Origin of the sequence: Streptomyces sp. NPDC000151 (assembly GCF_040301705.1) — a bacterium.
GTDB lineage: Bacteria > Actinomycetota > Actinomycetes > Streptomycetales > Streptomycetaceae > Streptomyces.
The window spans coordinates 1-12272 of record NZ_JBEPFC010000095.1 but is presented as its reverse complement, the minus strand read 5'-3'; the positions used below and the strand labels follow the sequence as shown (position 1 = coordinate 12272).

The following is a 12272-nucleotide window of genomic DNA, read 5'->3' as shown; positions in this document are numbered from 1 at the left end:
TCCGAAGAACAGGTCAAGAGGTGGCTTGATGAACGGTACGGAGTCCAGGTCAGAGGAGCTGTCGCTCGCCGAGCGGGCCTACCGCGCCATCCGCGACCGCCTGGTCATGCTGGACATCCGCCCCGGCGAGCCGATCAACGAGGACCAGCTCTCCCAGTCCCTCGGCTTCGGCCGCACCCCGGTGCGCGAGGCGCTCAAGCGCCTCCAGTACGAGCGGCTGATCGCCACCTTCCCCCGCCGCGGCACCTTCGCCACCGAGGTCAACATCACCGACCTCGCGCACATCTCCGAGGTCCGCCGGCAGCTGGAGCCGATGGCCGCCGCGCAGGCGGCGCGCCGCGCCACCGCCGCGGACCGCGCCCGCCTGACCGACCTGCTGCGCGAGCTGGAGAGCGCGGGCGACCAGGGCCGCAGCCCGGACGACCTGATGCGCCTCGACCTCGCGGTGCACCGCGCGATCTACGCCGCCACGCACAACCCGTACCTGGAAGACACCCTGGTCCGCTACGACAACCTCGCGACCCGGGTGTGGTGCCTCTTCGTCGACCGCCTGCCCGGCATGGCGGGCCACATCGGCGAACACGGCCCGCTGCTCCGCACCATCACGGCCGCCGACCCGGACAAGGCCGCCGAACTGGCCCGCAGCCATGTCGAGGGCTTCGAACAGGCAATCCGCGAGGCGATCTGACCAACGGCGACCGACCCGCCGACCGGCGCGGCGATCCGGTCCGATCCGATCCGTAATGCTCTGGCCTTGGTTTCCCTGACACGGGCCGGATTTGGGACCGTGTACGGGAGGGGACCGGGGGAACTCGACAGCACCGCGCGGCAGTGGCCTGCGGCGCGGGGGCCCGGCGGCGACGGTCCACCGTCGAGCCACAGCGCGGCGGCCTGCCCCGCGCCGGACCGGTCGAGGTGACCCTGATGACAACGACAGCACAGCCCAGAGCAACAGCGCCGGCACAGCCCAGAGCGGCGGTACCACCTGGGACCGCGGCGCAGGCCCCTTCGCCGGAGGAGATGCGACGGGCCATGGGCGCGTTCGCGACAGGGGTGACGGTGGTGACCGCGCTGGACGGCGGCGAACCCGTCGGATTCACCTGCCAGTCCTTCACCTCGGTGTCCCTGACACCCCCGCTGGTACTGTTCTGCGCCGACCATCGGGGACGCAGCTGGCCACGCATCCGAGCGGCCGGCCGCTTCACGGCCAACGTGCTCGCCGAGGACCAGACGGAGCTGTGCGCACGCTTCGGCTCGCGCGCCGGCCGGAAGTACGAGGGACTGGGCTGGGACCTGTCCCGGTGGAGCACACCGTCGCTGCGCGGGGTCCTCGCGCGGGTGCACGCCGAGATCACGGACGTCCACAGCGCCGGCGACCACGACGTGGCGATCGGCCGGGTCCTCGCGCTGGAAACCGGCCACGAGGCCCGCCCCCTGGTCTTCTTCCGCGGCCGCTTCATCAAAACCACAGCCGCCGCCCCGCCTCCGGGTTGGCCTCGGCCTCTGCCTTAGGGGGTGTCTTACTGGGCGGAGACCTTGTGGACGGTCGTGTCGTCGGGGTTCAGCCGTCGTCCGTCGGCGGACAGCACTTCCAGTGCGCGGAGGCGCTGTCCCTCTCGGCTGTCGACCAACTCCGAGTGCGGTTCGCCGGGGGCGAAGAAGTTCTGTTCGCCCCACTGCCGCAGTGCCACGATGACGGGAAAGAGCGCCTTGCCCTTCGGAGTCAGTACGTACTCGCGGTAGGCGCTGCCGTCCGAGGCGGGGACGGATTCAAGTACGCCGCCATTCACCAGAGTTCGCAGACGTGCGGTGAGGATGTTCTTCGCCACGCCGAGGCTGCGCTGGAACTCCCCGAAACGCCGGCTCCCGTCGAAGGCGTCCCGCACGATCAGCAGGGACCACCAGTCGCCGATCGCGTCCACCGACCGGGCGACGGGGCATTCGCTGTCGTCGAAGCGCGTCCTGGTCACCATGGCTTCCCGTCTCCCCTCGCTCCCTGCGGTTGCAACATGCTACCAAGAAAGTTACCGTCACCACTGGTAGCAACTTGAAACCATAATGCGGGGGTACCGATGTCAGGTAACTGCGAGTCCGCCCTGTCCCGTGGCGTCGTCATCCTGTTCGCCGTCGCCTGCGGGGCGGCCGTCGCCAACGTCTACTTCTCCCAGCCGCTCCTGGTGACCATGGGCCACGACCTCGCCATGAGCCCGGCACTTGTCGGCAGCGTGGTCACCCTCACGCAGGTCGGATACGGGCTGGGGCTCTTCTTCCTCGTGCCGCTGGGCGACGTGGCCGACCGTCGACGGCTCGTCGTGGCCCAACTGCTGCTCCTGGTCGGGGCGTTGACCGTGGTGGCCACCGCCCGCACGGCGGCGCTCCTGCTGGCCGGCATGGCCGCGACGGGGCTTCTCGCGGTCGTCACGCAGACACTGGTGGCCTTCGCGGCATCACTGGCACCCGCCGCCGGGCGCGGACGGGTCGTCGGTCTGGTCACCAGCGGCGTGGTCGTCGGAATCCTGCTCGCCCGCACCGCATCCGGCCTCATCGCCGATCTCGCGGGCTGGCGCTCCGTCTACCTCGCCTCGGCGTCGCTCACCGCTCTGCTCGCCCTGGTCCTGTACCGAGTACTGCCGCGCCACAGTGACACCGCGCCGACGACCCTGCGCTACGGACAGCTCCTGCGCTCCACGGTCACCCTGTTCGCACGGGAGCGACTGCTGCGGCTCCGGGCCCTGTTCGGTCTGCTGGCCTTCGCCGCGTTCAGCACCCTGTGGAGCAGCGTCGCGCTGCCGCTCAGCGAGGCCCCGTACTTCCTGTCGCACAGCGCGATCGGGGCGCTGGGGCTGATCGGTGTCGCCGGTGCCCTGGCCGCGAGTGTGGCGGGCCGCCTCAACGACCGCGGACTCTCCCGGCGGACCACCGGCATCGCGCTGGCACTGCTCGCCGCCTCGTGGCTGCCCTTGGCCTTCACCCGCAGCTCGCTCTGGGCCCTGGTCGTCGGAGTGATCCTGCTCGACCTCGCCGTGCAGGCGGTCCATGTCACCAACCAGACCCTGATCTACGCGCTGCACCCGGACGCGGGCAGCCGGCTGATCGGCGGATACATGGTCTTCTACTCGATCGGCAGCGCCACCGGCGCCATCGCCGCGACCTCCCTCTACACGGTGGCGGGTTGGGGCGCCGTCTGCGCACTGGGGGCCGCGTTCAGCTGCCTCGGGCTGGTGCTGTGGGCGTTCACACGACACAGCACCCCTGGCGCTTCCGCCCCCGGTGGCGGGTCGGGGGCTCGTGCGGCCGGCTATAAGGTGAGCGGGGGAGATCGAGAAGCTGGGAGGCCCCGTGCCTAACGGGTATGACGTGGCGCGTGCCGCCGGGGTGTCGCAGACCACGGTGTCCCGGGTCTTCCGCGGTGACACCCTCGTCGCCGGGCGCACCCGCGACCACGTCCTGACGGTCGCCCGGCAGCTGGGGTACGCGCCGAACCTCGCGGCCCGCACGCTGACGACGAACCGCGCGTACACCGTCGCCGTGATCACTCCGGACGTGGTGAACCCGCTGTACCCGCAGGAAATCACCACGCTGCACGGCGAGTTCAGCGCGGCGGGGTACCGCACGATGCTGCTCGCCCGGGGCGAGGCGGACGCGGATGCGGACAGCGCGCCGCGCGACCTGGACGCGCTGCGCGGCCGGGCGGTGGACGGCGTGGTCTTCGCCGCCGCGACGGTGGAATCACCGGCGGTGGCGCGGTTCCTGGAGTCGGGGATGCCGCTGGTACTGCTGCACCGGGACGCCGAGCGGGGCGAGGTGGACCGGGTACTGAGCGACGACCGGGCGGGCTGCGACCTCGCGGCGGAGTACGCGGTGGGCCTGGGCCACCGGCGGATCGGCGTGCTCACGGGGCCGCCGGAGACCTCCAGCGGGCGGGCCAGGCGGCAGTACTTCGCGGAGGCGCTGGCGAAGCTGGGGCGCCCGCTGGACGCGAAGTACGCGCGCTGGGGCAGCCATTCGCACGAGACGGGTTTCGCGCTGGCCGAAGAGCTGCTGGCGCTGGACCCGGCGCCGACGGCGGTGCTGTGCGGCAGCGACATCGTGGCGTACGGCGTGCTGGACGCGGCCCGGCGGCGGGGCCTGCGGGTCCCCGAGGACCTGTCGGTGATCGGCTTCGACGACATCGCGATGTCCAGCTGGTCGATGATCGGGCTGACCACCGTGCGCCAGCCGCTGGAGAAGATGGCGAAGGCCGCGGCGACGACGCTGCTGCACCGCATCGAGCACCCGGACGCGCACACCCCGCAGCGGCAGGTCTTCGACGTGGAGCTGATCGAACGCGGCACGTCGGGCCGCGCGCCCGTCTGATCGTCCCAGTACCGCGTGCACGTCATCGCCCCAGTACCGCGTGCACCTCACCGTCTCGGTACCGCGTTCACATCACCGTCGCCGAGCCCTCCGGTTCCTGGCCCTCCGGGCCCGGCATCCGGGCGGCGATCACGGCGATGTCGTCGTTGCTGGTGGCGGACGGGCCCTCGACCAGGGCGCGGCAGAATTCGTCCAGCGGCTCGGTGGCGAGCCGCGCCGCGTGTTGGCGCAGCCGCTCCAGGCCCTGGTCGATGTCCTCGTCGGCGCGTTCCACGAGGCCGTCGGTGTAGAGCAGGACGATGCTGCGCGGCGGCAGCGGTTCGGTGGTGCTGGCCCGTTCCTTGTCCGGGGCCAGCCCGCCGAGCATGATGTCCTGCGCGGCCTCCAGGAACCGTGCCTCGCCGTCGGCGGTGACCAGCAGCGGCGGCGGGTGCCCCGCGACGCTGAAGTGCAGCTGCCGGGGCCCGCCGGACTCGCCCTCGATGCGCGCGTACACGCAGGTCGCGGTGCCCTCCTCGGTGTCGAGGATCTGGGTGCTCACGTCCAGCCTGCGCAGGATGTCGCCGGGCGGCTCCTGCCGGTCGACGACCAGGCCGCGCAGCATGTTGCGCATCTTGCTCATCGTGACGGCGGCGGCCAGGTCGTGGCCCGCGACATCGCCGATGATCAGGGTGGTGGCACCGTCGGGCAGGACGAAGGAGTCGTACCAGTCGCCGCCGACCTCGTCCGCCATGGTGCTGGGCGTGTACCGGGCGACGATCTCCAGGCCGTCGACCGTGGGCGGATCGGTGAGCAGGCTTCGCTGGAGGGCGAGGGCGATGCGCTGGGTGTGCCGGAGCTCCAGGGCGTGGCTGAAGACGGGCAGGGACTGGTCCAGTACGGCCCGGATGAGGCCGAGTTCGTCGCGGCTGAAGGGTTCGCGGCCGCGGCAGGCGTAGACGGTGAACACGGCGTGCACGCTCCCCGCGACGGTGACGGGGAACATGACGACGTCGTGCACGCCCGCCTCCGCCGCCCAGTCGGCCACGCCGGGCGGCACCTTCTCGGGCGGTACGGGGCCGGGGCCGAGGGTGCGGTGGACCGGGCGGTGTTCGCGGATCGCCTGGTCGAAGGCCGATCCGGACGTCACCCGTTCGGGTCGCAGCGGAGCCATGGCCCCGGGCAGCCCGTCCCGGATCGTGGCGGAGATGCGGTGGATGACCTGCCCCTCCCGCTCGGTGCCGGGCTCGCCCTCCGGGAAGAGGTACACACCGCAGGCGTCGGCCAGCTCCGGTACGATCACCCGCCCCACCGCCGCGAAGGCGTGGTCGGCGCGGGCCGACTCGGTCACCGCGGCCGAGGCCCGCACCAGCAGCTCCTTGCGGCGCTCCGCCAGCCACTGGTCCTCGATGTCGGCGCAGGCGCCGATCCACTCCACGACCCGGCCCGCCTCCCGGATGGGGACCGCGCGCAGCTCGCAGTGGCGGTGGCAGCCGTCCTTGTGGCGCAGCCGGAAGCGGTGGTGGAACAGCTCCGGCACCTCCTGGACCGCGCGCCGCCACGCCTCGGCGAGCGCGGCGCGGTCGTCGGGGTGCGCGGAGTCCAGCCAGCCGTCGCCGCGGAGCTGGTCCCACGACATGCCGGTGACCTGCTCCCAGCCGGGGCTGCGCTCGATGAGGCGGCCGTCCGGGCCGGTGACCCACACCTTCTGGGCCCCGGCCGTGACCAGGCTCTGGTACCGGTGGAGCACCCGCAGCCGCTTCTCCGAGAGCAGCCGGGCCCGCTCCCTGGCGGTGACCTCGCCGGTGACCTCCATGGCCACCAGCAGCACGCCCGCCTCCTCCGGGTCCCCCACCCAGCCCTCGGGCACGGCCCGGGAGAGGCTGAGGCTGAACCAGCGGTCCCGCAGCTCGCCCCGCGCGTCCTCGATCCGTACCGGCCGGTCGGGGCCGATCTGCACCGGATCGCCCGTCCGGTACACCCGGCCCATCAGCTCGAAGTGTTCCTGCTGCAGGTCGGACAGGGCCTCCCGGGCCGGTACGCCGTGCGGCCGCTCCCCGAACAGCCGCCGGTAGACGGCGTTGGTGTACGCCAGGATGAGGTCGGGGCCGTGGAAGACGGCCACCGCGACCGGTGCCGGGTCGAACACGTCCAGCGCCGGGATGCCCTGCGTCTCCCCGGCGGGACCGCCCGGCCCGGCATCGCCGGCTCCGTCACGGTGTGGCTGCTCAGTCACCATCACGCCCACTTCCACGTCGTGTATGCATCATTTCTACTCAATGCCGGGCGTTTCCGTCGGGCGGGACGCGTGATCGGGTGGGGGCAGCGCCTTCCGGGGCTCGTCCTGCCTGCTCCCGATCCAGCTCGGCGGGGACCCGGAATGCGGGCCGGCCGGAAATCGCCGGCGCGGCCCGCCGCGGCCCCGGCCGCACGGAGGCCGCTGGCAGGATGACCGGTATGACCGACCATCCGCTGCTCGGAACGTATGAGGTGGCCGCCGTCGAGCCGTATCTCGCCCGGGTGGGCGAGGTGTTCGCGGCCGGACCCGGCCATGACTCGGGGTGTCGTACGTACGGTGTGCGGCTGCCCGACGGGGAACGCTGGTGCGTCAAGGAGGCGTTGACGGACGCGGCGCAGCGGTCGCTGGACCGCGGCTGGGTGTTCCACCGTGCCGTACGGCATCCGGTGATCGTCCCGCAGGTGCACCGGATGCGGGTGGGCGAGCGGACCGCCGTCGTCCTACCGTGGCGGGACGGCGAGCCGCTGTACCACCGCGCCCCGCCCCGCGCCCCCGGAGAGCCGCGGGGCGCCGCGCTGGCCCGCTTCCGGGCGCTGCCCGTGGAGCGGGTGCTGGCGGCGCTGGACCTGATCCTGGACGCGCACCTGGCGGTGGAGCAGGCCGGGCACGTCGCGGTGGACTTCTACGACGGGGCCGTGCTGTACGACTTCGCCACGCACACCCCGCACTTGATCGACCTCGACGAGTACCGCCGCGGCCCGTTCGTCCTGCAGGAGGACCGGCTGCCGGGGTCGCGGCGGTTCATGGCGCCGGAGGAGTGGGTGCGCGGGGCGATCATCGATGTCCGTACGACGGTGTTCACGCTCGGACGGACGGCGCGGCTACTGATGGACGCGGGCGACGAGGAGCGGGCGTGGCGCGGCACGCCGCGGCAGCGCGCGGTGATAGCCCGGGCCACCTGCGCCGATCCGCCGCACCGCTTTCCGAGCGTGCGGCAGTTCGTCGGGGAGTGGCGGGCGGCGGGCCGCGAGGTGCCGGCCGATCCGCACGAGCCCCTTGGCCGCGGCGAGTTGATGCATTAATCTAACGGGCGGAAATGGTGCATTAATGCATCGAGGAGGGTGCGCGCACCACGAGGAAGACAGCCGCAAGGCAGACACCCCCGCAAGGCGGACAGCCACGAGAGGCAGCGAGCCGTGGAGAGCGACCGGTCAGGCGATGGCGTCGTCGGACGTCGTGCCCAGCGGGTCGAGCGCGGAGAGCAGATCGGCGTGGATCTCGAAGGAATCGAGGAGGCCGGTCAGGCTCAGCAGCCGGACGACACTCGTACTGCCGTCGTCCGAGACGAGCCGCAGCCGCCCCTCACGCGCCATGATCCGCAGCCGCGCCCGGCACAGCAGCGACAGGCCGCCGCAGTCCATGAAGGTCACCCGGCGCAGGTCCACGACCAGGTCGGGGCGTCCGGTACTGGTGAGTACGTCGATGCGGTCGGCCAGGTTGATCCTGGCAAGGATGTCCAGCTCCCCGCTCAGCTCCATGACCGTGGTGGCACCCACGGCCCTTTCACGGCCCCCGAAGGACCGCCTCTCTTTGGCCATCCCCGTCCCCACTTCACTGTTCGGCCGAGACGCGGGATCGCGCCGTACACCGGCGATGGAGTCTTGCGGAGGTGGGGGGCACCCGCGGAGTAAGGTCGCGCAACGACCACCGTCGGCGTTCGGGAATCCGCGTCGTGCCGGCCGTCGGCAGGGTCCGGGTCATCGGCCGGTCCGTTACGTGGTTACGGTGTACCCGGCTCCGCTGGCCCGAGTCAACAACTTGGTTGTACCAGAAAGTTGTTGACCCCCTTCCGCCACTCTTCGCCACCCCTCGCGCTCCGCTCCCTCGGCCGCGTGCACAGAAGGAAGACCCGCTGTTCCGCGCGATGGCCGGGTACGCGGGGAGCGTCCGCGCACACGGATATGCGCCGACGCCCCCGCCATCCCCCGTACGGCGCTCCCCGGCGCCGCGCGCACCATCCTGCCGCCGCGGCGAGCCCGAGGGGAAGGAGATCCCGATAGGTCTTCCGTGCGCATTGATGCGCCAGTGCCTATCAAGGCGCAGGTGCTGAGCAATGCGGCGGCCGGTGTCAAAAAGCGATGCATGGGACCGCCGCCTGCGGGGCACCCGGCGCACCTGGGAACGCCGGTACTCACCCGGTCGCACGACCCTGGCCGCGGCCCGATGGCGGGCCGGAGGGGTGCGTGCCAGCGTGTCCAGGGGTGGCGCCGCCACCGGCCCCCTGCTGCCGATATTGCGAGGACCGTGATGGAACGACCCAGAGTGCTGATCGTGGGCGGCGGCTTCGCCGGCGTGGAGTGCGCCCGCGCCCTGGAGCACGGCCTGGAGGCCCGCGAGGCCGAGCTGACGCTGGTCTCCCCCACCAACTACCAGCTCTATCTGCCACTGCTGCCGCACCTGGCGGCCGGCGTGGTCACCCCCCAGTCCATCGCCCCCTCCCTGCGCCGCATCCTGCACCGGACCCGGCTCGTACCGGGCGGCGTGATCGGCGTGGACACCGCCGCCAAGGTCTGCGTGGTCCGCCAGATCACCGGCGAGACCGTCAACCTGTCGTACGACCACCTCGTCCTCACTCCAGGATCCGTCACCCGGACCTTCGACATCCCGGGCCTGACCGAGCACGCGCGGGGCATGAAGACGCTCGCCGAGGCCGCGTACGTCCGCGACCAGGTCATCGCGCAGCTCGACATCGCCGCGTGCTGCTCCGACCCGGCCGAGAAGGCCGCGCGGCTGCAGTTCGTCGTGGTCGGCGGCGGCTACGCGGGCACCGAGACGGCGGCGTACCTGCAGCGGCTGACCAGTGCGGCGGCGTCCCGCTACGCGGGGCGCATCGAGCCCGACGAGATCAAGTGGCATCTGATCGACATCGCGCCGAAGCTGATGCCGGAGCTGGGCGAGCGGCTCGGCACCAAGGCGATGGAGCTGGTGCGCAAGCGCGGCATCGAGGTGTCGCTCGGGGTGTCCGTCGAGTCGGTCACCGAGGACACCGTGACCTTCACCGACGGCCGGGTGCTGCCCTGCCACACGCTCATCTGGACGGCGGGTGTCGCCGCGAGCCCGCTGATCGGCACGCTCGGCGCGGAGACCGTGAAGGGCCGGCTGGCGGTGCACGCGGATCTGTCGGTGCCGCGGATGCCGGGCGTGTGGGCCTGCGGCGACGCCGCCGCGGTACCGGACATCACCAAGGAGGGCGGCGCGGTCTGCCCGCCCACCGCGCAGCACGCGCAGCGCCAGGGCAAGCACGCCGCGAAGAACATCATGGCCTCGCTGCGGGGTCAGCTGCCCACCTCGTACAAGCACAAGGACCTGGGGCTGGTGGTCGACCTCGGGGGCACCGACGCGGTGTCCCGGCCGCTCGGCAAGGAGCTGGTCGGGCTGCCCGCGCAGGTGGTGGCGCGCGGCTACCACATCATGGCGCTGCGGACCGGCACCGCGCGGTTCCGTACCGTCGCGAACTGGCTGCTCAACGCCACAGCGGGCGACGATTTCGTACGGACCGGGTTCCAGTCGGGGCGGGAGGCGACGCTGCGCGACTTCGAGCGCACGGACGCCTATCTCTCGGCGGATGCGGTACAAGCACAGACCGGCGGGCGCCGGAACAGCTGACGGCCGCGGTGGAGCGGCGCGGCCGGGCGGCCCCTCAGAGCTGCTCGGCTCCGTCGTCCACCGGCAGGTCGCGGGCGCCCAGGCGGAGGTGCTCGATGTGGTAGACGGCCTCGTCCAGGAGCTGCGCGACGTGGTTGTCGTAGAGGCTGTAGACGATGCGGCGGCCCCGGCGGGCGCCGGTGACCAGGCCCAGCGCGCGCAGCAGCCGCAGCTGGTGGGAGACGGCCGACTGCTCCATGCCCACCGCTTCGGCCAGCTCGCCCACCGGGCAGGCCCCTTGGCGGAGCCGGGTGAGGATCATCAGGCGTGACGGCGTGGCCAGCGCCTGCAGCGTGGCGGCGATGGTCGCGGCGGACTCCGCGTCCAGGTGCTCGGCCGGCGTGACCCGGGCGTCGACTCCATGTCCCATGTGCCCATCGTAACGACCAGCATATTTGAAGACCTCTTCATGTGTTCGGCTATGGTGACAGTGATGCGCACGCATGAAGAGGTCTTCATGCGTGCGTGACGTTCGCCCCCGTCCGCACTGTCGTCCGCCGGCCCCGCCGCGCGGACGTCTCCGCTCCCCGAGGTGTCCTCCCCATGGCTTCCACGCTGGCCGACGAGCCCACGGCCGCCGCCACCGCGCCGGCGCCACCGGCCCCCGCGGCGCTCCCCCGCCGCACCAGGCTCTTCGCGCTCCCCGAGGTCCGCTGGGCCGCGCTCGCCCTGCTCACCTTCCTGATCGCCTTCCCGCTCGACCTCATGGGCGCGCCCGCCTGGGCGTGGGGCCCGCTGTACGCGGCCTGTTACGCGGCGGGCGGCTGGGAGCCGGGCTGGGCGGGCCTGACGGCGCTGCGCGAACGCACCCTCGATGTCGACTTGTTGATGGTGGTGGCGGCGATCGGTGCCGCCGCCATCGGCCAGTACCTCGACGGCGGGCTGCTCATCGTGATCTTCGCGGTCTCCGGCGCGCTGGAGGCCCTGGCCACCCGGCGCACCGAGGACTCCGTACGCGGCCTGCTGGACCTCGCGCCGTCCACCGCCGTACGGCTGACCGCCGACGGCGAGGAGACGGTCGCCGCGACCGGGCTGGCGGTCGGCGACACCGTCCTCGTACGCCCCGGCGAGCGGCTGCCCGCCGACGGCACCGTGCTCGACGGCGCGAGCGAGGTGGACCAGGCGTCCATCACCGGCGAGCCGCTGCCCGCGGAGAAGCGGACCGGCGACACGGTGTTCGCGGGCACCCTCAACGGCACCGGCGCGCTGCGCGTCCGCGTCGACAAAGACGCGTCCGAATCGGTCATCGCGCGCATCGTGACGATGGTCGAGGAGGCCAGCGGTACCAAGGCGCCGACCCAGCTGTTCATCGAGAAGATCGAGCAGCGGTACTCGGTCGGCGTGGTGGTGGCCACCCTCGCGCTCTTCGCGGTCCCGCTCGCCTTCGGCGCGGACCTCACCGCGACGCTGCTGCGCGCCATGACCTTCATGATCGTGGCCTCGCCGTGCGCGGTCGTGCTGGCCACGATGCCGCCGCTGCTCTCCGCGATCGCCAACGCCGGGCGGCACGGCGTCCTGGTGAAGTCGGCCGTGGCGATGGAGCGGCTGGGCTCGGTCACCCGGGTCGCGATGGACAAGACCGGCACCCTCACCGAAGGCACCCCGCGGGTCGCCGCCGTACAGGCGCTGCCCGGCTTCGGCGAGGACGAGGCGCTGGCGGCGGCCGCGGCGGCCGAGCTGCCCAGTGAGCACCCGCTCGCCCGCGCCGTGGTCACCGCGGCCCGCGAGCGCGGCCTGCGGCCCGCCACCGCCGAAGACTTCTCCTCCGTACCGGGCCGGGGCGTGCGCGCCGAGGTCGGCGGGCGCACCGTCCGGGTGGGCAGCCCGGCGGGCCTGCTGGACGACACGGAGGGCACGGACGGCACGGACGGCACGGCGGGTGCCCGTAAGGCGGTCGCCGGGTACGAGGAGGACGGCCACACCGCCGTCGTCGTACTGATCGACGGGGCGCCGGCCGCCGTGCTCGCGCTCGCCGACCGGCTGCGGCCCGGCG

Annotated in this window: 11 protein-coding genes; 7 read left to right on the top strand and 4 right to left on the bottom strand. The window is 72.5% G+C overall.

Annotated features, from left to right (window positions below; translation table 11 throughout):
- Positions 1 to 28: 28 nt before the first annotated feature.
- Entirely contained in the window at positions 29 to 688 is a 660-nt protein-coding gene (locus tag ABT381_RS23815; RefSeq protein WP_351597858.1) for a GntR family transcriptional regulator, read from the top strand.
- A gap of 344 nt (positions 689 to 1032) precedes the next feature.
- Positions 1033 to 1512 (top strand): flavin reductase family protein, encoded by a 480-nt coding sequence (locus ABT381_RS23810; RefSeq protein ID WP_351597855.1) that lies wholly within the window; start codon positions 1033 to 1035, stop codon positions 1510 to 1512.
- An 8-nt stretch (positions 1513 to 1520) separates the two neighbouring features.
- Here the strand turns inward: ABT381_RS23810 and ABT381_RS23805 are convergent, their stop codons facing one another.
- On the bottom strand, positions 1521 to 1973 hold the full coding sequence (locus ABT381_RS23805; RefSeq protein ID WP_351597852.1) for a winged helix-turn-helix transcriptional regulator: 453 nt from the start codon (positions 1971 to 1973) through the stop codon (positions 1521 to 1523).
- Positions 1974 to 2072: 99 nt separating this feature from the next.
- On the opposite strand from ABT381_RS23805, the gene ABT381_RS23800 reads away from it, so the two are divergent.
- Both ABT381_RS23800 and ABT381_RS23795 read left to right on the top strand, forming a co-directional pair.
- Positions 2073 to 3347 (top strand): MFS transporter, encoded by a 1275-nt coding sequence (locus ABT381_RS23800; RefSeq protein WP_351597849.1) that lies wholly within the window; start codon positions 2073 to 2075, stop codon positions 3345 to 3347.
- A complete protein-coding gene (locus tag ABT381_RS23795) occupies positions 3340 to 4356 on the top strand; it encodes a LacI family DNA-binding transcriptional regulator (RefSeq protein ID WP_351597847.1) in 1017 nt (338 codons plus the stop codon). Before ABT381_RS23800 ends, ABT381_RS23795 begins: the two co-directional genes overlap by 8 nt.
- Positions 4357 to 4423: 67 nt before the next feature.
- On the opposite strand, the gene ABT381_RS23790 is transcribed toward ABT381_RS23795, so the two are convergent.
- Entirely contained in the window at positions 4424 to 6574 is a 2151-nt protein-coding gene (locus ABT381_RS23790) for a SpoIIE family protein phosphatase (RefSeq protein ID WP_351597845.1), read from the bottom strand.
- A gap of 218 nt (positions 6575 to 6792) precedes the next feature.
- Between ABT381_RS23790 and ABT381_RS23785 the strand changes: the two genes are divergently transcribed.
- A complete protein-coding gene (locus tag ABT381_RS23785) occupies positions 6793 to 7656 on the top strand; it encodes a serine/threonine protein kinase (RefSeq protein ID WP_351597843.1) in 864 nt (287 codons plus the stop codon).
- A 129-nt stretch (positions 7657 to 7785) separates the two neighbouring features.
- Here the strand turns inward: ABT381_RS23785 and ABT381_RS23780 are convergent, their stop codons facing one another.
- Positions 7786 to 8130: an STAS domain-containing protein gene (locus ABT381_RS23780; protein ID WP_351597840.1), complete on the bottom strand. Its 345-nt coding sequence runs from the start codon at positions 8128 to 8130 to the stop codon at positions 7786 to 7788.
- 751 nt (positions 8131 to 8881) lie between these two features.
- Here ABT381_RS23780 and ABT381_RS23775 point away from each other — a divergent pair.
- Positions 8882 to 10240 (top strand): NAD(P)/FAD-dependent oxidoreductase, encoded by a 1359-nt coding sequence (locus ABT381_RS23775; protein WP_351597838.1) that lies wholly within the window; start codon positions 8882 to 8884, stop codon positions 10238 to 10240.
- A gap of 34 nt (positions 10241 to 10274) precedes the next feature.
- Here ABT381_RS23775 and ABT381_RS23770 read toward each other — a convergent pair whose 3' ends face one another.
- The gene (locus tag ABT381_RS23770) at positions 10275 to 10649 is read right to left on the bottom strand and encodes an ArsR/SmtB family transcription factor (protein ID WP_351597836.1); all 375 of its coding nucleotides are present in this window, start codon (positions 10647 to 10649) and stop codon (positions 10275 to 10277) included.
- A 173-nt stretch (positions 10650 to 10822) separates the two neighbouring features.
- Between ABT381_RS23770 and ABT381_RS23765 the strand changes: the two genes are divergently transcribed.
- Positions 10823 to 12272 (top strand): heavy metal translocating P-type ATPase (locus ABT381_RS23765; protein WP_351597834.1); only part of this gene is annotated, 1450 nt, incomplete at its 3' end.